Source organism: Pseudomonas sp. LD120 (assembly GCF_009861525.1).
Lineage (GTDB): Bacteria > Pseudomonadota > Gammaproteobacteria > Pseudomonadales > Pseudomonadaceae > Aquipseudomonas.
The window spans coordinates 1505472-1528835 of the sequence record NZ_WVHL01000005.1 but is presented as its reverse complement, the minus strand read 5'-3'; the positions used below and the strand labels follow the sequence as shown (position 1 = coordinate 1528835).

The window sequence follows — 23364 nt, the reverse complement described above, 5'->3', positions numbered from 1 at the left end:
GGATCAACGACGTGGCAGGAATTGCAGCGGATCTACAGGTTTACCTTGTCGGCGAATCTCAAAGTGCAGTTTCACCCGGTCAGTACCAGTTGATCCCATCTCGGCAATTGTCTGTCCGACTTTGACCTGCTGCCCCTCCCGAACCAATAGCTTGCGGTTGTGGCCGTAAGCACTGACGTAGGTTTCGCTGTGCTTGATGATGACTAATTCGCCGTAGCCCCTTAAGCCACTCCCGGCGTAAACAACTGTCCCATCAGACGCAGCTAAAACAGGCTGTCCCAAATCCCCGGCGATATCAATGCCTTTATTCAAACTACCGTTTGAAGAGAATTTTCCAATAAGAACGCCGTTGGAAGGCCAGCCCCAACCCGTGGGAGCGGGGCCTGCAGGGGTGACCGGAGCAGGCGCAGGCTTGCTTGCCGGATTCGCCGTGGCGCCCTTGGATGGCGCTGCTGTTGTCCCCGCAGGACGACGGATCACCGTAGTTTTACTGGAGGACGAAGTGCTGGATCGAGTGCTGGTAACCACCGTAGTCGGCGCCGCGCCGCTGCGTCCATCAAAACGGATGGTTTGTCCTGGATGAATGGTGTACGGCTCGGCAATCCTGTTACGGGCCGCAAGAGCCTTGTAATCCCAGCCATAACGAAAGGCAATGGAAAACAGCGTATCGCCGCGCCGCACGACATATTGGCCAGTGGTCACCGTAGGACGTTGAGGCGTCGCATTACTATTGCGCTCAACCACACTCACGCTGCTGGACTTGGTGCTGGAGCAACCGACCAACAAGGAACTCAAGACAAGGCCAATCATCAGTCGCTGAAAGCTTGTTATACCCATACGCTGCGCAATGACTGTGAGACTCACCCGCCGCTCCCTTTGTGGTAGTTGACGATATAGATTGCCCTGCTCAGGCGTGAAGTGACGCAAGTATAACTGGAGGCCGAAGCTTTACCGCTGGCAAAGGACAACAGGCCGCTGCAAGACGTTGCCACAGGTTGGCGCCCCATTCATTGACGATCAGTACGGCACTAAGACACAGCCAATCAAACAGAATTCACCCAGGCTCAACAAATGCTCAGGCTAATGGACCATTGAGCAGAGGCACAAAACGCACCGCCCCCAGCACCTGCCGGGAAAAACCGTGCTCGTCACGAATGATCAGCATCAGTTGTTGCACTTCCCCTGCGCCCACCGGGATCACCAAGCGCCCGCCGGGTGCCAGTTGATCGAGCAGAGCCTGAGGAATGTCAGTGGCCACGGCGGTAACAATGATGCCGTTGTAAGGCGCCAATGCCGGCCAGCCTTCCCAGCCATCGCCCCAGCGGAACACTACGTTGCGCAAGTTCAGTTCTTGCAAGCGCTCTTTGGCCCGGTCTTGCAGCACCTTGATCCGCTCCACCGAAAACACCCGTTCCACCAGTTGCGACAAGACCGCCGTCTGATAGCCGGAGCCCGTCCCGATCTCCAGTACCTTGTCCAACGGGCCGGCCGCCAACAGCAGCTCGCTCATGCGGGCCACCATGTAAGGCTGGGAGATGGTCTGGTTGTGGCCGATTGGCAGTGCGGTGTCTTCATAAGCACGATGGGCCAGCGCCTCATCGACAAACAGATGCCGCGGTGTGCGACGAATGACTTCCAGTACCTGGGGATTGGACAAGCCTTCATCATACAAGCGCTGAATCAGGCGTTCACGGGTACGCTGGGAGGTCATGCCGATTCCCCGACGCAGTAGATCGTCTTGCTCACGGGCCATCAGCGCAGCCCCTCCAACCAGCCATCCAGGCTCCTGAATGCGTCATTGAAGGTACGGTCCAACTGCAATGGCGTGATAGATACGTAGCCTTGCATGACCGCATGAAAATCAGTACCTGGCCCGCCATCTTCAGCGTCGCCGGCAGCAGCAATCCAGTAACCCGACTTGCCGCGAGGGTCGACGACCTTCATCGGCGCAGCGGCGCGTGCGCGGTGACCCAGGCGGGTCAGTTGGATGCCACGAATATGATCGAGTGGCAGATTCGGGATATTCACGTTCAACACCGTCCGTGGTGGTAAATCCAGCAAGCGCTGTGCTTCGACAAGCTTGCGCGCGAAATGGGCTGCGGTCGCGAGGTTTTCCACCTGACGCGACACCAGCGAAAAGGCAATCGCCGGACGCTGCAGGAAGCGCCCTTCCAGGGCGGCAGCGACAGTCCCGGAATACAACACGTCATCCCCGAGGTTGGCCCCCAGGTTGATTCCTGACACCACCATATCCGGCTCATGCTCCAGCAGGCCATTGAGCCCCAGGTGAACACAGTCGGTTGGTGTGCCGTTGATGCTGATATAGCCATTACTCAGGGTATGCGGATGCAACGGACGGTCGAGCGTCAACGAGCTGCTGGCGCCGCTTTTGTCTTGGTCCGGTGCGATAACCACACACTCGGCGTAATCCGCCAGCGCAGCATGCAGCGCAGCGATACCGGGTGCAGTCACCCCATCATCGTTAGAGATCAGAATACGCATGGGCTGTCCGTCTGCCCCACTGGCGCTAGATCGACGAGCTCGCGCACCAATGCGGTGGCGAAGCATCCGGCCGGCAGGACGAATTCCAGTTGCAGAATGTCAGGCACAGGATAATGCCACGTCAAACCGCCAATGGGCAGCCGCAGGATGCGTCGTTCGTGGCTCATGCCGGCTTTTATCAGCCAATCGCACAATGCGGCCTCGCGCGTGGCGACGTCCTGCTCAAGGTCGTGGGTCATGCCGCCAGCGGGAGACGCCCCTTCACCCCACAATGGCCCCGTGGGGTGCAGGTCGAGAATCGCCAATCGTGGGTCCGAGCACTCAGCTTGCCCTGCCATGAAAAAACTGCGGCTATCGGTAAACGCCAGCAGATCGCCCTCCTGGGCCCGCTGCCAACTGCCATCGGCCACTCGCGCCGCCAGCACCTGATTGAATAGGTAGCTGCGGGCCGTGGACAGCAACCTTGAGCGCACATTGCGCTGTTCTGGTAGCGCCTGACGCGCCGCCCAGTCACGGGCATCCACCAGATTGCCGCCCTCATGGCCGAAACGCTGGGCACCGAAATAGTTGGGGATCCCTTGCTGGGCAATGCATTTCAAACGCTCATCGATGGCAGCCTGATCAGCCTTGAGCGCAGTCAGTCGCAGCGTGAAGCCATTGGCCGCATGAGCACCGCGTTGCAGCTTGCGCTTGTGACGGGTGGTCTTGAGAATGTTCAAGGTGTGGTCTTGTGCCGCGCCAAGGTCCGGATCGGCCTTGCCAGGCAGTTGTACGCTGAACCACTGACGGGTCAGCGCTTGTCGGTCCTTGAGCCCGGCGTAGCTGACCGTACGCAATGGTACTCCTGCCGCCTTGGCAATTCGACGCGCCGCTTCTTCGGTGTTCAAGCCACGCTTTTCCACCCACAGCCACAGGTGTTCGCCGTCGCCGCTCAGTGGAATATCAAGCACCTCATCGACCTGGAAGTCTTCGGCGGTGGCTTTGAGTACCGCGCAGCCCAAGGTCTCGCCATAGGCCCGCGGGCCCAAGAGTTGCAGTTCATTCATGGGCGTTGCAACAAGGCTACGGAGTGCACCGCAATGCCCTCTTCACGGCCAACGAAACCGAGCTTTTCAGTGGTGGTTGCCTTCACGTTCACTTGGTCCAGTTCAATTTGCAGATCAGCGGCAATCAAGGCACGCATGGTTTCAATATGAGGCGCCATTTTCGGGGCCTGGGCGATGATGGTGTTGTCGACATTACCGATCGTCCAGCCCTTGGCATGAATCAGCGCCACGACATGCCGCAGCAGTACCCGACTGTCGGCGCCTTTGAATTGCGGGTCGGTGTCCGGAAAATGTAGGCCGATATCCCCGAGCGCAGCGGCGCCCAATAGCGCATCGCTGAGCGCGTGCAACAGCACGTCACCATCGGAATGGGCCAGTAACCCAGAATGATGGGAGATACGCACACCACCCAAGGTGATGAAGTCGCCCTCCGCGAAACGGTGCACATCGTAGCCGTGGCCAATACGCATAAAAAACGCCCCGAAAAAGTCAGGGCGTGATTCTACCCGCTTTGGCAGGTATTAAGGCGCCATGGCCGATGTGCAGCGCGTTTTAGTCGGGCACCTGAGGGTTAAGAGCACGCGCATGGTGCTGTAAGTGCTCGTCAATGAAACTGGCGATAAAGAAATAGCTGTGGTCGTAACCCGGCTGCATGCGCAACGTCAGTTCATGGCCGGCATTCTTTGCCACCTGCTGCAACACTTCCGGCTTGAGTTGGGTGACGAGAAAATCATCACGGTCTCCTTGATCCACCAGCAGCGACAGCTTATGGGGCACCTCGGCAATCAATACGCTGGCATCCCATTCGCGCCAACGTGAGCGCTCGTCGCCCAAGTAACGGGAAAATGCCTTCTGCCCCCAAGGACAGTCCATAGGGTTACTGATGGGTGCGAAAGCCGACACCGACTGGTAGCGCCCTGGATTACGCAATGCACAGACCAAAGCCCCGTGCCCGCCCATGGAATGTCCGCTGATACCCCGCTTCTCCGAGGCTGGGAAATGCGCCTCCACCAACGCGGGCAGCTCATCGACCACATAATCGTGCATCCGATAGTGCTGGGCCCAGGGTTCTTGGGTTGCGTTCAAGTAGAACCCGGCACCCAGACCAAAATCCCAGGCGCCGTCAGGGTCATCGGGCACACCGGCACCACGCGGACTGGTGTCCGGAGCGACGATAATCAACCCAAGCTCGGCAGCCATGCGCTGGGCGCCGGCCTTTTGCATGAAGTTCTCGTCGGTGCAGGTCAGTCCGGACAGCCAATACAGCACGGGCAGCTTGCCGCCCTGCTCGGCTTGCGGCGGCAAATACACGGCGAACACCATGTCGCAGCCCAATACCTGGGAATGATGCTTGTAGCGTTTGTGCCAGCCGCCGAAGCTCTTCTGGCAGGACAGGTTTTCCAGACTCATGACAGGCCTCCAGCCGCAAGCCGCAAGCGCTGAGCTGCAAGTGGGAAACCCGCTTGATGCTCATGGCTTGCAGCTTGTCGCGGCTCTTAGAAGTGAATGACGGAACGAATGCTCTTGCCTTCGTGCATCAGGTCGAAAGCCTTATTGATGTCTTCCAGGCCCATGGTGTGGGTGATGAAGGTATCCAGGGGAATTTCACCGGTCTGGGACATTTCTACGTAGCTCGGCAACTCGCTGCGACCGCGCACCCCGCCAAACGCCGAACCGCGCCAGACGCGGCCAGTCACCAGTTGGAACGGACGGGTGGAAATCTCCTGGCCCGCACCGGCAACGCCGATGATCACCGACTCCCCCCAACCCTTGTGGCAGCACTCCAGCGCAGCACGCATCAATTGCACATTGCCAATGCATTCGAAGGAGAAGTCTACGCCGCCGTCGGTCATGTCGACGATGACGTCCTGGATCGGACGGTCGAAGTCCTTGGGGTTGACGCAATCGGTTGCCCCCAGTTGCTTGGCGATTTCGAACTTGGCCGGGTTGATGTCGATGGCAATGATGCGTCCGGCCTTGGCCTTGACCGCGCCGATTACCGCCGACAAGCCTATGCCGCCCAGACCGAAGATGGCCACGGTGTCACCGGCCTTGACCTTGGCAGTATTGATCACCGCACCAATACCGGTGGTCACGCCGCAGCCCAGCAGGCAGACCTTTTCCAAAGGCGCGTCCTTGGGAATCTTGGCTACGGAGATTTCCGGCAACACGGTGTACTCGGAGAAAGTCGAGGTGCCCATGTAGTGGAAAATCGGCTGACCTTTGTAGGAGAAGCGCGTGGTGCCATCGGGCATCAGCCCTTTACCTTGGGTCGCACGAATCGCCTGGCAGAGGTTGGTCTTGCCCGACAGACAGAATTTGCACTTGCCGCATTCCGGGGTGTACAGCGGAATCACATGATCGCCCACTGCTACCGAGGTCACGCCTTCGCCCACCGCTTCCACCACCGCGCCACCTTCGTGCCCAAGGATCGCCGGAAAAATGCCCTCGGGGTCGGCGCCAGAGAGGGTGTACGCGTCGGTGTGACACACGCCAGAGGCAACAACCCGCAGCAAAACCTCACCGGCTTTGGGCATGGCAACGTCCACTTCGACGATCTCCAGAGGTTTCTTGGCCTCGAAGGCTACGGCAGCACGCGACTTGATCATCCTGACTCTCCAGCGAATAAAAACGAGGCAACGAGTGTAAAACAGTGCGATGCGATGAATAATCCAGGTAAAAGCAAAACATTATTGCTATGCAGGGATAATCAATGATTGAAAACCGCTGGGAGGGTATCGACGAATTTGTCGCCGTCGCCGAATGCAGCCAGTTCACCGCAGCCGCCGAGCGCCTGGGCGTGTCCTCATCCCATATAAGCCGCCAGGTGGCGCGCCTTGAAGAGCGTCTGCAGACCCGACTGTTGTATCGAAGCACCCGCCGAGTGACTTTGACCGAAGCCGGGCAAACCTTTCTTCAGCACTGCCAGCGTCTACAGGACGGACGCGACGAAGCGTTACGAGCCGTGGGCGACCTGACCAGCGAGCCTAAGGGCATGCTGCGCATGACCTGTGCGGTGGCTTACGGCGAACGCTTTATCGTGCCGCTGGTAACTCGCTTCATGGGGCTCTATCCACAACTGCGGGTGGACATCGAACTGAGCAACCGAACCCTCGATCTGGTGCATGAAGGGCTGGACCTGGCAATTCGCCTGGGACGTTTGCAGGACTCACGCCTGGTAGCCACTCGCCTCGCCCCGCGACGCATGTACCTGTGCGCCTCACCTTCTTACCTGGAGCGCTACGGGCGCCCCCACAGCCTCTCGGAACTGAACCGCCACAACTGCCTGGTGGGCAGTTCGGACCTCTGGCAATTGGTACAGGATGGACGGGAGTTTTCGCAACGGGTGCAGGGAAATTGGCGCTGTAATAGCGGGCAGGCGGTACTGGAGGCTGCACTACAAGGGGTTGGACTGTGTCAGTTGCCGGATTACTACGTATTGGAACACCTGCAAAACGGTACCCTGATCTCTTTGCTGGAAGCCCACCAGCCGCCCAACACCGCCGTCTGGGCGCTGTATCCGCAACAACGTCACCTGTCGCCAAAAGTGCGCAAGCTGGTGGATTATCTCAAGCATGGCTTGGCCGCTCGCCCGGAGTACCGCGATTTGTAGCCTCAGCCGCAGACTGCGACAAGGCCCACAACTCCCTCAAGCGCCGCACCGCCCTTCAGCGTCGCTCGCAACCTGCGGCAGTGGCACAAGGTTCAGCGCATCACCACTCAAGGCCGATTGGACCAGCGCTGGCGCAGCCATTCCAGGTCTTCGGGGCGAGTAACCTTGAGGTTATCGGAGCGCCCTTCGATCAGCCGCGGTGCCTGGCCGGCCCACTCCATGGCCGATGCTTCGTCGGTAATCGCCACATCCGCTACCAGGCTGTCGGCCAGAGCACGATGCAAGGCCCCAAGGCGGAACATCTGCGGCGTATAGGCTTGCCAGATCAGGCTGCGATCCACGGTTTCCAGTACCCGACCGTGTTTATCAATTCGCTTCAGAGTGTCACGGGCCGGCACTGCCAGCAGACCACCCACCGGATCCGCCGCCAACTCAGCCAGCAGCTTGTCCAGGTCATCCCGAGAAAGATTCGGTCGTGCGGCATCGTGAACCAGCACCCAATCCTCATCAGCAGCCCCCTGGGCGTGCAGATGGAGCAATGCATTGAGCACCGAACCGGAGCGCTCCGCCCCCCCTTCGACCCGCTGGATGCGCGAATCATCGGCACAGGCCAAGGTCGGCCAATAAGGATCATCAAGCGCCAGACTGACCACCAGTCCCTTAAGGCCAGGGTGATCGAGAAAACAGCCAAGGCTGTGTTCGAGAATGGTACGTCCGCCCAATTGCAGGTACTGCTTGGGACGGTCCGCAGCCATGCGAGCACCAATGCCCGCGGCAGGAATCACGGCCCAGAAGGCCGGTAATTTTTCGCTCATTGGGCCAACTGGTAGAGGGTTTCACCCTCCTTGACCATGCCCAATTCATGGCGAGCCCGTTCTTCAACGGTCTCCATGCCTTTCTTCAGCTCCAGGACTTCCGCATAAAGCACGCGATTTCGCTCCAGCAAACGTTCATTTTCAGAACGCTGGTCGGCAATCTGCTGAGTCAAGTCAGCAACCTGGGCCAAACTGCCGTCCCCCACCCACAGGCGGTACTGCAAGCCAGCCAGCAGCAGGAGCAAGACCAGGAACAACCAATTGGGACTGCGCATCGAATATCGGGTATCCAGTGAAAAAAGACTGCCATGCCAACAACTTCGGAGCTACTGATAGCACGAAGCCTGGAAGACCCAGGCTTGTGCTCTTAAGGCATCAGATTAGTGGTAAAAACTCAGTGTTGAGACTTTCCCGACACAATCCGCTGTCTTTTTACCACCTAAGGCTTAACCGCGAAACTCAGCACGACCGTTGTACTTGGCCTTGCCGTTCAATTGCTCTTCGATACGCAGCAATTGGTTGTATTTGGATACGCGGTCGGAACGGCACAGGGAGCCGGTCTTGATCTGGCCAGCCGACGTCCCCACGGCCAGGTCGGCAATGGTCGAATCCTCGGTTTCACCGGAACGGTGAGAGATCACGGCGGTGTAACCAGCGGCCTTGGCCATCTGGATGGCTTCCAGGGTTTCGGTCAGGGTGCCGATCTGGTTGAACTTGATCAGGATCGAGTTGGCGATCTTCTTGTCGATGCCCTCTTTGAGGATCTTGGTATTGGTCACGAACAGATCGTCACCCACCAGTTGCACCTTTTCGCCGATCTTGTCGGTGAGGATTTTCCAGCCAGCCCAGTCAGACTCATCCAGGCCATCTTCGATGGAGATGATTGGGTAACGCTGGGTCAGGCCTTTCAGGTACTCGGCGAAACCTTCGGCGGTGAACACCTGGCCTTCGCCGGACAGGTTGTATTTGCCGTCTTCGTAGAACTCGCTGGCGGCGCAGTCCAGCGCCAGGGTCACGTCAGTACCCAGGGTGTAACCCGCGTTGGCCACGGCTTCGGAGATGACTTTCAGCGCATCTTCGTTGGAGGCCAGGTTGGGCGCAAAACCACCTTCGTCGCCCACCGCAGTGTTCAGGCCACGGGCCTTGAGCACAGCTTTAAGGTGATGGAAAATTTCGGTGCCCATGCGCAGGCCTTCCGAGAAGGACTTGGCGCCAACCGGCTGCACCATGAACTCCTGGATGTCGACGTTGTTATCGGCGTGCTCGCCACCGTTGATGATGTTCATCATCGGTACCGGCATCGAGTAGACACCTGGCGTGCCATTGAGATTGGCGATGTGGGCGTACAGCGGCAGGTCCTGGTCTTGAGCGGCTGCTTTGGCTGCTGCCAGGGACACGGCGAGAATCGCGTTGGCGCCCAGGGTCGCTTTGTTCTCGGTACCGTCCAGCGCGATCATCGCCTGGTCCAGCGCCTTCTGCTCGATCGGGTCTTTACCCAGCAACAGGTCGCGGATCGGACCGTTGATGTTGGCTACCGCCTTGAGCACACCCTTGCCCAGGTAACGGCTCTTGTCGCCATCACGCAGCTCCAACGCTTCACGGGAACCGGTGGAAGCACCAGACGGCGCGCACGCACTGCCGATGATGCCGTTGTCGAGAAGCACGTCCGCTTCGACAGTGGGGTTGCCACGGGAGTCGAGAACTTCACGACCTTTGATGTCGACGATTTTTGCCATTGTTGTAAACACTCCAAAGTTGACGAAAACGACGCAGCTGTAGGAAATTTTTGACCGTCGGCAAGGCGAGGAAAGCGGGCAGTCTTGCAGACGATAAAACTCAGACCCGAGGGCCTGAGCAATAATCGTGCGGTACTTTACCGGAGAAATCGGATCTAGGCGGTTTCTACCGTCGGAAAACTCTTGACCAGTTCATCCAGAGCCTTGAGCTGGGCCAGGAAAGGCTCCAGCTTGTCCAGACGCAGAGCGCAAGGACCATCGCACTTGGCGTGATCGGGGTCCGGATGGGCTTCCAGAAACAGGCCCGCCAGGGATTGGCTCATACCGGCCTTGGCCAGGTCAGTGACTTGAGCACGGCGACCACCGGCCGAGTCAGCACGACCGCCAGGCATCTGCAGCGCATGGGTAACGTCGAAGAACACTGGGTACTCGAACTGCTTCATGATGCCGAAGCCGAGCATGTCCACCACCAGGTTGTTGTAACCGAAGCTGGAACCACGCTCACAGAGGATCAACTGATCGTTACCCGCTTCTTCGCACTTGCTCAGGATGTGTTTCATTTCCTGAGGCGCGAGGAACTGGGCTTTCTTGATGTTGATCACCGCACCGGTCTTGGCCATGGCCACCACCAAGTCGGTCTGCCGCGACAGGAAGGCCGGCAGCTGGATGATGTCGCAGACTTCGGCGACCACGGCGGCCTGAGCCGGTTCGTGGACGTCGGTGATGATCGGTACGCCAAAGGCCTGCTTCACGTCTTCGAAAATCCGCATGCCCTCTTCCAGGCCGGGACCACGATAAGAGGTCACCGAGGAACGGTTGGCCTTGTCGAAGCTGGCCTTGAACACGTAGGGGATGCCGAGCTTTTCGGTCACCCGTACGTACTCCTCACAGACCTGCATGGCCATGTCGCGGCTTTCCAGCACGTTCATGCCGCCGAACAGCACCATCGGTTTGTCGTTGGCGATTTCGATGTTGCCTACGCGGATGATCTTTTGCGCCATCAGGTTCACGCCTTCTTCTGGTGTTGAGCCAATGCAGCTTTGACGAAACCACTGAACAGCGGGTGACCGTCACGTGGCGTCGAGGTGAACTCAGGGTGGAACTGGCAAGCGACGAACCATGGATGATCCGCCGCCTCGACCACTTCAACCAGCGCGCCATCACCGGAACGACCGGAGACTTTCAGGCCTGCGTCGATCAGTTGAGGCAGCAGCTTGTTGTTCACTTCATAACGATGGCGGTGACGCTCGACGATAACGTCCTTGGCGTAGCAATCGTGAACCTTGGAGCCCGGTTCCAGCAGGCAGTCCTGGGCGCCCAGGCGCATGGTGCCTCCCAAGTCGGAGGCTTCGGTACGCACTTCAACGGAGCCGGTGGCGTCTTCCCACTCGGTGATCAGGCCGACCACTGGATGGCCACTGGCACGATCGAACTCGGTGGAGTTGGCGTCTTTCCAACCCATGACGTTACGGGCGAACTCGATGACCGCCACCTGCATGCCCAGGCAAATGCCCAGATAAGGCACCTTGTTTTCGCGAGCGTATTGCACAGCGGTGATCTTGCCTTCCACGCCACGCAGACCGAAGCCGCCCGGAACCAGGATCGCATCGACGCCTTCCAGCAGTGCAGTGCCCTGGTTCTCGATGTCTTCGGAATCGATGTAGCGCAGATTGACCTTGGTGCGGTTGCTGATGCCAGCGTGACTCATCGCTTCGATCAGCGATTTGTAGGCGTCCAGCAGTTCCATGTACTTGCCAACCATAGCGATGGTGACTTCGTGCTCGGGGTTGAGCTTGGCATCGACCACTGCCTCCCACTCGGACAGATCAGCACCGGCGCATTGCAGGCCAAAACGCTCGACGACGAAATCATCCAGCCCCTGGGAGTGCAGGATGCCCGGGATCTTGTAAATGGTGTCGGCGTCTTCCAGGCCAATCACTGCACGCTCTTCAACGTTGGTGAACTGAGCGATCTTGCGACGCGAGGAGATATCGATCGGATGATCGGAGCGACACACCAGCACGTCCGGCTGCAGGCCGATGGAACGCAACTCCTTGACCGAATGCTGGGTCGGTTTGGTCTTGGTTTCGCCAGCCGTGGCGATGTACGGAACCAGGGTCAAGTGCATCAGCATCGCGCGCTTGGCGCCGACTTCGAAACGCAGTTGACGAATGGCTTCCAGGAACGGTTGCGACTCAATGTCACCCACGGTGCCACCGATCTCGACCATGGCCACATCGGCATCACCGGCACCCTTGATAATGCGGCGCTTGATTTCGTCGGTGATGTGCGGGATCACCTGGATGGTGGCGCCCAAGTAATCACCGCGGCGTTCCTTGCGCAGCACATGTTCGTAGACACGGCCAGTGGTGAAGTTGTTGTTCTGGGTCATGGTCGTGCGGATGAACCGCTCGTAGTGGCCCAGGTCCAGGTCGGTCTCGGCGCCGTCGTGGGTGACGAACACTTCGCCGTGCTGGAACGGGCTCATGGTGCCCGGGTCGACGTTAATGTACGGGTCCAGCTTGAGCATGGTGACCTTAAGTCCCCGCGCCTCCAGGATGGCCGCCAATGAAGCCGAGGCAATGCCTTTCCCCAATGAAGAAACAACACCGCCCGTGACGAATATGTAGCGCGTCATGAAAAACCCTAGAAGTCTGCGTTAAAGCGGTCAGTGCCGCCGGGGAAAGCGAAGGAAGGCCGAAGCCCCCGATCACCTGCATTAATCACAGTGCACCTTTCAAAAAAACCGCCGCGTGGTGACAGACCGGATGCAAAAACACCGGTAGGTTGCTCGCTACACATTTTTTGGAATCGCCCAGCAAAGACTGCTTGGTAATCGGCAACTCCTGTAATTCAGGCGAATCCACAGAAGTTGTATCAAGAAGGGAGCGTAGTCTACCGGAAAGCCCCTTTCAGCTCAAACCTTGATCGCTGGTCGGAGGCATCCAATGCAACTGCCACTCAGCCTGGGCGTTTGCGCCAAACCCTGGCAGGTTAGCCGCCGCAAGCAACCGCTCTTCCTGATACAGCAGCGGCAATCTGCCACGGGCGAAGCTCGGCAACCCGGACTCGTTAAGCAACCGCTTGAGGTCACGATGACCGCGCCCGCCCAGTTGCATCACCTCCCCTCCCTGGCGGTAACGAATGCGCAATGGTCCGCCCGGTGCCTGACCGCTGAAACAGACATAGCCATTCCCAGGCAATGGCAATGGATTGAGCGGATCAACCCATTGCGCCCCTTCGCCAATGGGCTGCAGCCAAGGACCCGACAGCCACCAGATACGTCCTCCTCCACGCCGCAATTCGCCATCTGCCAAACGCCACAGCGGCTGCCCTGATCCGGCAGCGTCCCGCAGGCTTTCCCAGCCGGCCCAGTGATCGGTGTCCGGCAAACGAGTCAACCTGCTGAGCCAATGACTCAACGCATTGCGCTGACGCGCGGGGGACAAATGCTGCAATGGCGCAAGGGCCAGCGAAGGCAAACCTAACCATGGGAAATCGCCCCCACCTTCGGCGGCTGCCAGGTCCATCCGCGCCAAGTCGTCCAGCAAGCCCTGTGCCTCGTTCAAGTGCGCCGCACTGCGACTCATACTGGCCACAGCCTGGGGCCAGCGCGCCAGCAACGACGGCATGACCTGATGCCGCAGGTAATTGCGCGAGTACTGGGGATCGGCATTGGAAGGGTCCTCGACCCATGTCAGGCGATGCTCGACAGCATAACGTTCAAGCTCGGCGCGAGAGGCGCTGAGCAAAGGCCGCAGCAAATGCCCGCGCCCCAGCGGCCGACAGTCCGGCATCGCCGACAAGCCCCGGACCCCAGCGCCGCGTAACAGACGAAACAATAGAGTCTCCGCTTGATCGTCACGGTGCTGCGCCGTCAGCAGCAACTCATTGGCCTGGGTCAATCCTGCAAAAGCGCCATAACGCGCCTCACGGGCAGCGCGCTCCAGGCTGGCACCGGCCCGTACTTGCACATGAACTACCTGCAAAGGCACGCCCAGCGCAGCGCAGACCGCCTGACAATGACTCGGCCAGGCATCTGCAGCGGCTTGCAGACCGTGATGAACATGCACAGCCGACAGGAGCGGAAGACGATGGTTTTGCGCGAGATCGGCGAGAAGATGCAGCAGGACAGTGGAGTCAAGCCCACCTGAGAAGGCCACACGCCAAGTCGTGGCATCGCGCCAGGGCGTAAGGTTTTGCAGCAGTTTGACGGAGAGAGGATTCATACAACTTCAAGACCTGTAGGAGCGGCCGACCGGCTGCTCCTACAAGCGGGAGCGAGGGTCTGTTAGAGACCGTAGCTCATCAGACGCTCATAACGACGAGCCAGCAAGGTGTCGTTATCCATCTCCTTGAGCATCGCCAGTTGCGAGCTGAGCTCGGCACGGATCGACGCCGCAGCAGCAGCCGGGTCGCGATGGGCGCCGCCCAAGGGCTCACCAATGACTTTGTCGACAATCCCCAAGCCTTTCAGGCGCTCGGCAGTGATGCCCATGGCTTCTGCGGCATCCGCGGCTTTTTCCGAGGTTTTCCAGAGGATCGAAGCGCAGCCTTCTGGCGAGATCACCGCGTAGGTGGAGTACTGCAGCATGTTCAACTGATCGCAAACACCAATTGCCAAGGCACCACCCGACCCCCCCTCACCGATCACGGTGGCGATGATTGGGGTCTTCAGGCGCGCCATGACGCGCAGGTTCCAGGCAATTGCTTCGCTCTGGTTGCGCTCTTCGGCGTCGATGCCCGGGTAAGCGCCCGGGGTATCGATAAAGGTCAGGATCGGCATTTTGAAGCGTTCGGCCATTTCCATCAGGCGGCAGGCCTTGCGGTAGCCTTCTGGACGCGGCATGCCGAAGTTGCGGCGAACTTTCTCGCGCACTTCACGGCCCTTCTGGTGACCGATGATCATCACCGGCTGCTCGTCCAGGCGAGCAACACCGCCGACAATCGCCGCGTCGTCGGAGAAGTGGCGATCGCCATGCAACTCGTCGAACTCGGTGAAGATGTGCTGGATGTAATCCAGGGTGTAAGGACGACGCGGGTGCCGCGCCAGACGTGCGATCTGCCAGCTGGTGAGCTTGCCGAAGATGTCCTCGGTCAGGGTATTGCTCTTGTCCTGCAGGCGGGAAATCTCATCGCCGATATTCAGCGAATTGTCATTACCGACCAAGCGCAACTCTTCGATCTTGGCTTGCAGGTCGGCGATCGGCTGTTCGAAATCAAGAAAATTCGGGTTCATAGGCGTCCGTCTGGGCTCGACGTCCAAGGGAGCTTGGGCCGGCCGGTTGTCTATTCGCGCCCTACCTTAAGGGACGGACGCGTTGAGGTCGAGATTAAAAATTCAAGCAACGGCAAGGCCCAATAGTGGCGCCTTACCGTCAACGGTATTGGAGGAAGACGTTGTCTCGCCCGAACTGGTCACGCAGCGCTTGAATCAAGCTGTCCGCCGGATCAATTCGCCAGTTCTCGCCGAACTGCAGCAAGGCTTTGGCGTCATCCCGGGTGTATTCCATGGTAATCGGGCAGGCGCCGCGGTGACGCTTGAACAATTCCCCAAGCCAGCGTAGCTGATCGCCCTTCAGGGCATCGGCATGAACTTTCAGACGCAAGCTTTCTGCCAGATTGGTTCGCGCGTCCTCCATACTCATCACCCGCTTGACCCGCAGACGCAGGCCGCCGGAGAAATCGTCATTACTGACCTCGCCTTCAACGACCACCATGGCATCGGTCTGCAACAACGACTGCGCCGAATGGAACGCATCGGCAAACAACGAAGCCTCGATGCGCCCGGAGCGGTCATCAAGGGTGATGAAGCCCATCTTGTCGCCTTTTTTGTTCTTCATCACCCGCAGGGCAATGATCATGCCCGCCACCGTCTGGGTATCCCGGGCAGGCTTCAGGTCGACAATGCGCTGACGAGCAAAGCGGCGGATCTCGCCTTCGTACTCGTCGATTGGGTGCCCGGTCAGGTACAGGCCGAGGGTATCCTTCTCGCCCTTCAGTCGCTCCTTGAGGGTCAGTTCCTTGGCCTTGCGATGATTGGCATAGACGTCCGCGTCTTCTTCGACGAACACACCGCCGAACAGGTCGTCGTGGCCACTGTCGTGGGTGCGGGCAGTTTGTTCGGCCGCCTTGATCGCCTCTTCCATCGCCGCCAGGAGCACCGCGCGGTTCTGATCGATATTGGCTTGATAGGCCTTGGGTTCATCAAAGAAATGCGGCCCCAGACGATCCAAGGCACCACTGCGGATCAGACCGTCCAGGGTGCGCTTATTGATGCGTTTGAGGTCGACCCGGGCACAGAAGTCGAACAGGTCCTTGAACGGCCCCTGCACACGGGCTTCGGTAATGGCTTCCACCGGCCCCTCGCCCACCCCCTTGATCGCTCCCAGGCCATACACGATGCGCCCTTCGTCGTTCACCGTGAACTTGAACTCCGAGGTGTTCACATCCGGCGCGTCGAGGCGCAGTTTCATGGTCCGCACTTCCTCGATCAAGGTCACGACCTTGTCGGTGTTGTGCATATCCGCGGAGAGTACCGCCGCCATGAACGGCGCCGGGTAGTGAGCCTTCAACCAAGCGGTCTGATACGACACCAGGCCGTAGGCGGCGGAGTGGGACTTGTTAAAACCGTAACCGGCGAATTTTTCCACCAGGTCGAAGATGTTGCCCGCCAGGTCGGCATCGATATTGTTGTTGGCGCACCCCTCGATGAAACCGCCACGCTGCTTGGCCATCTCCTCGGGTTTCTTCTTACCCATGGCCCGGCGCAGCATGTCGGCGCCACCGAGGGTGTAACCGGCCATGACCTGAGCAATCTGCATCACCTGTTCCTGATACAGGATGATGCCGTAGGTCGGCGCCAGTACTGGCCGCAAGCCTTCGTATTGATAGTCCGGATGCGGGTAGGCCAGCTCGGCGCGACCGTGCTTACGGTTGATGAAGTCATCCACCATGCCCGATTGCAGCGGCCCCGGACGGAACAGGGCCACCAGTGCGATCAAGTCTTCCAGGCAGTCGGGCTTGAGCTTCTTGATCAGTTCCTTCATGCCCCGGGATTCAAGCTGGAACACCGCGGTGGTTTCAGCTTTCTGCAACAGGCTGTAGGTCGGCTTGTCGTCCAGCGGGATAAAGGCGATATCCAGCGGTTCCTCGCCAACCTTGGCCCGATCGCGGTTGATGGTTTTCAGTGCCCAATCGATGATGGTCAGGGTCCGCAGACCGAGGAAGTCGAACTTCACCAGACCGGCCGCCTCGACGTCATCCTTGTCGAACTGGGTTACCAGGCCGCCACCCTCTTCATCGCAATAAATAGGCGAGAAGTCCGTGAGCTTGGTGGGCGCGATCACCACACCACCGGCGTGTTTGCCGACGTTACGCACCACGCCTTCGAGCTTGCGCGCCATCTCCCAGATTTCCGCCGCTTCTTCATCGACCTTGATGAAGTCCCGCAGGATCTCTTCCTGATCAAAGGCTTTTTCCAGCGTCATGCCGACTTCGAAGGGGATCATCTTCGACAGACGGTCGGCCAGACCATAGGACTTGCCCTGGACCCGCGCCACGTCACGTACCACCGCCTTGGCCGCCATGGAACCGAAGGTGATGATCTGGCTCACCGCATTGCGACCGTATTTCTCGGCCACGTAGTCAATCACCCGGTCACGGCCGTCCATGCAGAAGTCGACGTCGAAGTCGGGCATGGATACCCGTTCCGGGTTAAGGAAACGTTCGAACAGCAGGTCGTATTCCAGTGGGTCAAGGTCGGTGATCTTCTGTACATAGGCCACCAACGACCCCGCACCCGACCCTCGCCCGGGGCCCACCGGCACGCCATTGCTCTTGGCCCACTGGATAAAGTCCATAACGATCAGGAAGTAACCGGGAAAGCCCATCTGGATGATGATATCCAGCTCGAAATTCAGCCGGTCGACATACACCTGGCGCTTGGCTTCATAGTCCTCGGTGGTGTCTTTGGGCAGCAGCACGCTAAGGCGCTCTTCCAACCCGTCAAACGAAACCTTGCGGAAGTACTCGTCGATGGTCATGCCATCGGGAATCGGGTAGTCGGGCAAGAAGTGCTTACCCAGCTTGACCTCGATATTGCAGCGTTTGGCGATCTCGACCGTGTTTTCCAGCGCCTCGGGCAGGTCACTGAACAGTTCGGCCATTTCCTCGGCGCTTTTCAGGTACTGCTGATCGCTGTAATTCTTCGAGCGGCGCGGGTCATCCAGGGCCCGGCCTTCGCCAATGCAGACCCGGGTTTCGTGGGCTTCGAAATCTTCCTGCTTGATAAAGCGCACATCGTTGGTGGCCACCAGCGGCGCACCGATCTTGTCGGCCAGCGCCACCGCCGCATGCAGGTGCTCTTCATCATTGGGCCGGTTGGTGCGCTGCACCTCCAGGTAGAAACGATCCGGAAAAACCGCCATCCACTCCCGGGCCAGGGTTTCGGCGACCTCCAGGTCGCCGGCGATCAGGGCCATGCCGATCTCGCCTTCCTTGGCCGCCGAGAGCATGATCAAGCCTTCTGCGGCCTGCGCTACCCATTCGCGCTCGATGATGATCTGACCATTGCGCTGACCTTCGATAAAGCCGCGGGAAATCAGCTCGGTCAGGTTGCGATAACCCAAGGCATTCATCGCCAGCAGGCTGATACGGCTCAAGGGGTTATCGGGGTCTTTGTTCGACAGCCACAAGTCGGCGCCGCAGATCGGCTTGATCCCGGCGCCCATGCTGTTTTTGTAGAACTTGACCAAGGAACACATGTTGTTCTGGTCAGTCACCGCTACCGCCGGCATGCCCATGCCGGTAAGGGCCTTGACCAGCGGCTTGATCCGCACCAGACCGTCAACCAGGGAGTACTCAGTGTGCAGGCGCAGATGAACGAATGAAGCCGGCATAGTGATCCTGTAATAAACGCGAAAACAACAAGGCCCGGATTGTACCGGGCCCTGACTAAAACATCAGCCTCAGGACAGCATCTCGCCCTGAGCCTCAAGCGCTTCATAGGCCTGGCGCACGGGGGCAAAGGAGCGTCGGTGAATCGGCGTTGGTCCCAAACGGGCCAAGGCCTCCAGATGCACCGGGGTTGGATACCCCTTGTGACCACCGATGCCATAACCGGGGTAGATGGATTCGAAAGCCGCCATTTCACGGTCGCGGCTGACCTTGGCCAGAATCGACGCCGCGGCGATCGCCGGCACCTTGCTATCGCCTTTGACCACCGCTTCTGCCGGCATGGCCAGCTTCGGGCAGCGATTGCCGTCGATCATCGCCAGCTTCGGCGTCACGCTCAGACCTTCCACCGCCCTCTGCATGGCCAGCATCGTGGCATGAAGGATGTTCAATTCATCGATCTCTTCGACTTCCGCCCGGGCAATGCACCAGCTCAGGGCTTTTTCGCGAATCTCGTCGAATAGCTTTTCACGGCGGGCCTCGGTGAGCTTCTTCGAGTCGTTAAGGCCAAGAATCGGCCGCTTTGGATCAAGAATCACCGCCGCTGTCACCACCGCGCCACACAAGGGCCCACGGCCAACCTCGTCAACACCGGCCACCAGATCCTCGGCATCGGCGACCAAGGTGAAATCCAGGCCCATTTGCATTTTTGATTGACTCACAGAGGTGTACCGATCAGTTCGAGTACCGCTTGTGCGGCTTGGTTGGACGCATCGCGACGCAGCGTGCGATGGATTTCATCAAAGCCACGGGTTTGCTCTTCCCCCCCTTCAATCAGCGGCGACAGCGTCTGAGCCAGCGCTTCGGCAGTGGCATCGTCTTGCAGCAACTCGGGCACCAGCAACCGCTGGGCCAGCAAGTTAGGCAAGGAAATGTAGGGGCTCTTGACCATGCGCTTGAGGATCCAGAAGGTCAGCGGCGCCAAACGATAGGCCACCACCATCGGACGCTTATACAGCAGGGCTTCCAAGGTCGCGGTGCCCGAGGCGATCAACACCGCGTCGCAGGCCGCCAGAGCCTTGTGCGATTGCCCGTCGAGCAAGGTCAACGGCAGGTCGCGGCTGGCCAGCAACTCTTCCAACTGCAGCCGGCGCTCCGCACTGGCGCACGGCATGATGAAACGTACCCCGGGGCGCAAGGCCCGCAGACGTTGGGCCGCGTCGAGAAACAGCGCCCCCAGACGCCCGACTTCACCGCCGCGACTGCCGGGCATCAAGGCCACCAACGGCCCATCCGGCAAGCCCAACTCAACACGCGCTGCCGCCCGATCAGCTTGCAACGGAATGGCATCAGCCAGAGAGTGGCCGACAAACTTCACAGGCACGCCCTTCTCTTCATAGAACCGCGCCTCGAAGGGAAACAGGGTCAGCATCAGATCACAGCCTTCGCGGATCTTCAGCACGCGTTTCTGCCGCCAGGCCCACACGGACGGACTGACGTAATGCACGGTCTTGATCCCGGCCCGACGCAGTTTAAGTTCGATATTCAGGGTGAAGTCCGGAGCGTCGATACCGATGAATACATCCGGTTTTTCGGCGATCAGGGTCTGGATCAGCTTTTTGCGTCGAGCCAGCAGCTCACGCAGACGCCCGAGCACTTCCACCAAGCCCATGACCGCCAGACGCTCCATGGGAAAATAAGATTCCAGGCCTTCTGCCTGCATCAGCGGACCGCCAACACCGATGAACTCGACAGACGGGTGTTGGGCCTTGAGGGCGCGCATCAAACCGGCGCCGAGAATGTCGCCGGAGGCTTCGCCAGCCACCAACGCAATACGCAGAGTGTTCATGATTAACGGGTGATACCGCGAGTCGAAGACTGGATCGAGTCACGAAAGACCGCGACTTCGGGAAACAGCGTAGCCGGCTCAGCCAGCTCGGCCAACGCCTGGTCAACGGTCAGCCCCTGGCGGTAAACCACCTTGTAGGCTCGACGCAGGGCATAAATCGCATCTTCGCTGAAACCACGGCGGCGCATGCCTTCGAAGTTCATGCTACGGGCTTCGGCGGGGTTACCGAACACCGTGACAAACGCTGGTACATCCTTACCAATGGCGGTGCCCATGCCAGAAAAGCTATGGGCGCCAATGTGGCAGTACTGATGCACTAGGGTGAAACCAGAGAGAATCGCCCAATCATCGACGTGCACGTGGCCGGCCAACGCGGTGTTGTTGACCAGGATGCAGTGGTTGCCGATGACGCTGTCATGGCCAATGTGGGCGTAGGCCATGATCAGGTTGTGATCGCCCAGGGTGGTTTCGGAACGGTCCTGTACGGTGCCACGGTGAATGGTCACCCCTTCGCGGATCACGTTGTGGTCACCAATAACCAGGCGGGTTTCCTCACCCTTGTATTTCAGATCCGGTGTGTCTTCACCCACCGAAGAAAACTGGTAGATGCGGTTGTGCTTACCGATCCGGGTGGGGCCCTTGAGGATCACATGAGGCCCGATCACTGTACCCTCGCCGATTTCCACACCAGCGCCGATGATCGACCACGGGCCAACCTCAACGTCGTCGGCCAGAACGGCCGTCGGATCGATGATTGCGCGAGGGTCAATCAAACTCATAGTTTGCGTTCCGCACAGATGATTTCAGCGGAGCAGACTGGTTTGCCATCGACCGAAGCCTGGCACTCGAACTTCCAGATCTGGCGCTTGCAACTGATGAACTTGGCCTCAAGGATCAACTGGTCCCCCGGCAGCACCGGCTGACGGAAGCGCAGCTTGTCGGAGCCCACGAAGTAGTAGAGGGTGCCGTCGGCGGGCTTCACGTCGAGCATCTTGAAACCGAGAATACCCGCAGCCTGAGCCATGGCTTCGATGATCAGCACGCCCGGCATGATCGGATGCGCGGGGAAGTGACCATTGAAGAATGGTTCGTTGATGCTGACATTCTTGTAGGCACGAATGCACTTGCCCTCAACATCCAAGTCCACGACCCGATCCACCAACAGGAAAGGGTAACGGTGGGGCAAGTATTCGCGAATCTCGTTGATGTCCATCATTTCGGGAGGAAGCCTGTAGTAAAGAGTGGGAGCGTGCGCCTAACGCACGCCCCTCTAGCAAATCAAGGAGGCAGTCTAGCGGCTGTGCACACTTGATATGGAAATGGTATCAGCCATCTGATGAAGCATTGCCGTCGGGGGTCACGTCCCCAACGCGCTTTTCCAACTGTCGTAGACGCCGCGCAAGGTCATCGAGCTGACGGATACGTGCCGCGCTTTTGCGCCACTCGGCAGCAGGTTGCATGGCTGTACCGGAAGAATAGGCGCCCGGTTCAGTAATCGAGTGGGTCACCATAGTCATTCCGGTGAGGAATACGTTGTCGCAAATCTCGATGTGCCCCACCAGGCCCACACCGCCGGCGAGCATACAGTGCTTACCGATTTTGGTACTGCCGGAAATCCCCACGCACGCGGCCATGGCGGTGTGATCACCGACCTGGACGTTGTGAGCAATCTGGATCTGGTTGTCCAGCTTCACGCCGTTACCGATCAGGGTATCGGCTAACGCCCCCCGGTCGATTGCCGTATTGACGCCAATCTCGACATCATCACCGATGGTCACGCCACCAATCTGCGCAATTTTCTGCCAGATGCCTTTCTCATTGGCGAAGCCGAAGCCTTCACCGCCCAGCACTGCACCCGACTGGATCACCACACGCTTGCCGATACGCACATCGTGGTACAGGGTCACACGGGGGGCGAGCCAACCACCTTCGCCGATTTCACAGCGCGCGCCGATGAAGCAATGGGCACCAACGGTAACCCCGGCCGCGATCCGCGCACCGCTCTCGATCACCGCGAACGGGCCAATACTGGCCGCAGGATCCACCCAAGCATCGGCAGCGATCACCGCAGAGGGATGAACGCCCTCTGGCGACTTGGGCTTTGGATCGAACAGATGGGAAATGCGCGCGTAGGACAGGTAGGGGTCAGCCACCACCAGTGCATCGCCGGCGTGGGCTTGCGCATCAGCCGCCTTCAACAGTACCGCACCGGCCCGGCTATCCACCAGGTACTTGCGATATTGCGGGTTTGCCAAAAAGCTCAACTGAGATGGGCCAGCCTCCTGCAAGGTGGCTAGCCCAGTGATTTCCTTCTCCGCGTCACCACGTAGTGTGGCGCCGAGGAACTCGGCCAACTGGCCGAGTTTTATGGTCGCGGTCATGGCTTACTTCAGCTGATTCATACGCTCGATAACTTGGCGAGTGATGTCGTACTGAGGTTTGACATCAATCACTGCACCCCGCTCGAAGACCAGGTCGAAACCACCTTTCTTGATGACTTCTTCCACGGCGCGATCCAGCTTCGGCTTCAGTTGCTTGAGCATTTCACGGTCGGCAACGGCCTTGGATTCGTTCAATTCCTTGGACTGGAACTGGAAATCACGGGCCTTCTGCTTGAACTCAAGCTCCAGACGCTCACGCTCGCCTTGCTGCATCTTGTCGCCACCGGCAACCAGACGGTCCTGGATGCCCTTGGCGCTGCTCTCCAGAGTCTTCAGCTTGGTCAGTTGCGGACCAAATTTCTTCTCGGCATCCACTGCGTATTTCTTCGCAGCATCAGATTCCAGCAGTGCCATCTGATAGTTCAGTACGGCAATTTTCATTTCAGCAAATGCTGGGCTCGCGACCAGAACAGTGGCCAGGAGAACCAATTGAGTCAACTTACGCACGATGCACTCCTACAAAATCC

Annotated in this window: 22 protein-coding genes; 1 reads left to right on the top strand and 21 read right to left on the bottom strand. The window is 59.1% G+C overall.

What is annotated here, in order from left to right:
- Positions 1-3 precede the first annotated feature (3 nt).
- The 7 genes from PLD_RS21250 to PLD_RS21220 all read right to left on the bottom strand — a co-directional run bounded on the left by PLD_RS21250 (position 4) and on the right by PLD_RS21220 (position 6157).
- On the bottom strand, positions 4-864 hold the full coding sequence (locus PLD_RS21250; protein ID WP_159896179.1) for a peptidoglycan DD-metalloendopeptidase family protein: 861 nt from the start codon (positions 862-864) through the stop codon (positions 4-6).
- A gap of 211 nt (positions 865-1075) precedes the next feature.
- Positions 1076-1711: a protein-L-isoaspartate(D-aspartate) O-methyltransferase gene (locus tag PLD_RS21245; protein WP_178116239.1), complete on the bottom strand. Its 636-nt coding sequence runs from the start codon at positions 1709-1711 to the stop codon at positions 1076-1078.
- A 41-nt stretch (positions 1712-1752) separates the two neighbouring features.
- Positions 1753-2502, bottom strand: a complete 750-nt coding sequence (surE, locus tag PLD_RS21240; RefSeq protein ID WP_159896175.1) for a 5'/3'-nucleotidase SurE — start codon at positions 2500-2502, stop codon at positions 1753-1755.
- Positions 2490-3548 carry a tRNA pseudouridine(13) synthase TruD gene (truD, locus tag PLD_RS21235; RefSeq protein ID WP_159896173.1) on the bottom strand — a complete coding sequence of 353 codons (1059 nt, stop codon included), beginning with the start codon at positions 3546-3548 and terminating at the stop codon, positions 2490-2492. Before truD ends, surE begins: the two co-directional genes overlap by 13 nt.
- Positions 3545-4018 carry a 2-C-methyl-D-erythritol 2,4-cyclodiphosphate synthase gene (gene ispF / locus PLD_RS21230; protein WP_159896171.1) on the bottom strand — a complete coding sequence of 158 codons (474 nt, stop codon included), beginning with the start codon at positions 4016-4018 and terminating at the stop codon, positions 3545-3547. Before ispF ends, truD begins: the two co-directional genes overlap by 4 nt.
- A gap of 82 nt (positions 4019-4100) precedes the next feature.
- Positions 4101-4958 carry an S-formylglutathione hydrolase gene (fghA, locus tag PLD_RS21225; RefSeq protein ID WP_159896169.1) on the bottom strand — a complete coding sequence of 286 codons (858 nt, stop codon included), beginning with the start codon at positions 4956-4958 and terminating at the stop codon, positions 4101-4103.
- 86 nt (positions 4959-5044) lie between these two features.
- Positions 5045-6157, bottom strand: a complete 1113-nt coding sequence (locus PLD_RS21220; protein ID WP_159896167.1) for an S-(hydroxymethyl)glutathione dehydrogenase/class III alcohol dehydrogenase — start codon at positions 6155-6157, stop codon at positions 5045-5047.
- A 104-nt stretch (positions 6158-6261) separates the two neighbouring features.
- Here PLD_RS21220 and PLD_RS21215 point away from each other — a divergent pair, with 104 nt between their 5' ends.
- Positions 6262-7161: a LysR family transcriptional regulator gene (locus PLD_RS21215; RefSeq protein WP_159896165.1), complete on the top strand. Its 900-nt coding sequence runs from the start codon at positions 6262-6264 to the stop codon at positions 7159-7161.
- A gap of 107 nt (positions 7162-7268) precedes the next feature.
- Here the strand turns inward: PLD_RS21215 and ispD are convergent, their stop codons facing one another.
- The 14 genes from ispD to PLD_RS21145 form a co-directional block, all read right to left on the bottom strand.
- Positions 7269-7976 carry a 2-C-methyl-D-erythritol 4-phosphate cytidylyltransferase gene (gene ispD / locus PLD_RS21210; RefSeq protein ID WP_159896163.1) on the bottom strand — a complete coding sequence of 236 codons (708 nt, stop codon included), beginning with the start codon at positions 7974-7976 and terminating at the stop codon, positions 7269-7271.
- Positions 7973-8251, bottom strand: a complete 279-nt coding sequence (gene ftsB, locus PLD_RS21205) for a cell division protein FtsB (RefSeq protein WP_159896161.1) — start codon at positions 8249-8251, stop codon at positions 7973-7975. Before ftsB ends, ispD begins: the two co-directional genes overlap by 4 nt.
- A 171-nt stretch (positions 8252-8422) precedes the next feature.
- On the bottom strand, positions 8423-9712 hold the full coding sequence (eno, locus tag PLD_RS21200) for a phosphopyruvate hydratase (protein WP_159896159.1): 1290 nt from the start codon (positions 9710-9712) through the stop codon (positions 8423-8425).
- 155 nt (positions 9713-9867) lie between these two features.
- Positions 9868-10713 carry a 3-deoxy-8-phosphooctulonate synthase gene (kdsA, locus tag PLD_RS21195; protein WP_042940934.1) on the bottom strand — a complete coding sequence of 282 codons (846 nt, stop codon included), beginning with the start codon at positions 10711-10713 and terminating at the stop codon, positions 9868-9870.
- Positions 10714-10718: 5 nt separating this feature from the next.
- Positions 10719-12350, bottom strand: coding sequence for a CTP synthase (locus tag PLD_RS21190; RefSeq protein ID WP_159896157.1), 1632 nt, complete (start codon positions 12348-12350; stop codon positions 10719-10721).
- Positions 12351-12624: 274 nt separating this feature from the next.
- Positions 12625-13941, bottom strand: a complete 1317-nt coding sequence (gene tilS / locus PLD_RS21185; protein WP_159896155.1) for a tRNA lysidine(34) synthetase TilS — start codon at positions 13939-13941, stop codon at positions 12625-12627.
- Positions 13942-14003: 62 nt separating this feature from the next.
- Positions 14004-14951, bottom strand: coding sequence for an acetyl-CoA carboxylase carboxyltransferase subunit alpha (locus PLD_RS21180; protein WP_159896153.1), 948 nt, complete (start codon positions 14949-14951; stop codon positions 14004-14006).
- Between the two features lie 139 nt (positions 14952-15090).
- Positions 15091-18612: a DNA polymerase III subunit alpha gene (gene dnaE, locus PLD_RS21175; RefSeq protein WP_159896151.1), complete on the bottom strand. Its 3522-nt coding sequence runs from the start codon at positions 18610-18612 to the stop codon at positions 15091-15093.
- A 69-nt stretch (positions 18613-18681) separates the two neighbouring features.
- Positions 18682-19314, bottom strand: coding sequence for a ribonuclease HII (rnhB, locus tag PLD_RS21170; protein WP_159898183.1), 633 nt, complete (start codon positions 19312-19314; stop codon positions 18682-18684).
- Positions 19315-19325: 11 nt separating this feature from the next.
- Positions 19326-20456 carry a lipid-A-disaccharide synthase gene (gene lpxB / locus PLD_RS21165; protein ID WP_159896149.1) on the bottom strand — a complete coding sequence of 377 codons (1131 nt, stop codon included), beginning with the start codon at positions 20454-20456 and terminating at the stop codon, positions 19326-19328.
- A gap of 2 nt (positions 20457-20458) precedes the next feature.
- Positions 20459-21235: an acyl-ACP--UDP-N-acetylglucosamine O-acyltransferase gene (lpxA, locus tag PLD_RS21160; protein WP_159896147.1), complete on the bottom strand. Its 777-nt coding sequence runs from the start codon at positions 21233-21235 to the stop codon at positions 20459-20461.
- Positions 21232-21672 carry a 3-hydroxyacyl-ACP dehydratase FabZ gene (gene fabZ, locus PLD_RS21155; RefSeq protein WP_007924058.1) on the bottom strand — a complete coding sequence of 147 codons (441 nt, stop codon included), beginning with the start codon at positions 21670-21672 and terminating at the stop codon, positions 21232-21234. Before fabZ ends, lpxA begins: the two co-directional genes overlap by 4 nt.
- 109 nt (positions 21673-21781) lie before the next feature.
- A complete protein-coding gene (lpxD, locus tag PLD_RS21150) occupies positions 21782-22837 on the bottom strand; it encodes a UDP-3-O-(3-hydroxymyristoyl)glucosamine N-acyltransferase (protein ID WP_159896145.1) in 1056 nt (351 codons plus the stop codon).
- A 3-nt stretch (positions 22838-22840) separates the two neighbouring features.
- Entirely contained in the window at positions 22841-23344 is a 504-nt protein-coding gene (locus PLD_RS21145; RefSeq protein ID WP_159896143.1) for an OmpH family outer membrane protein, read from the bottom strand.
- Between the last annotated feature and the right edge of the window lie 20 nt (positions 23345-23364).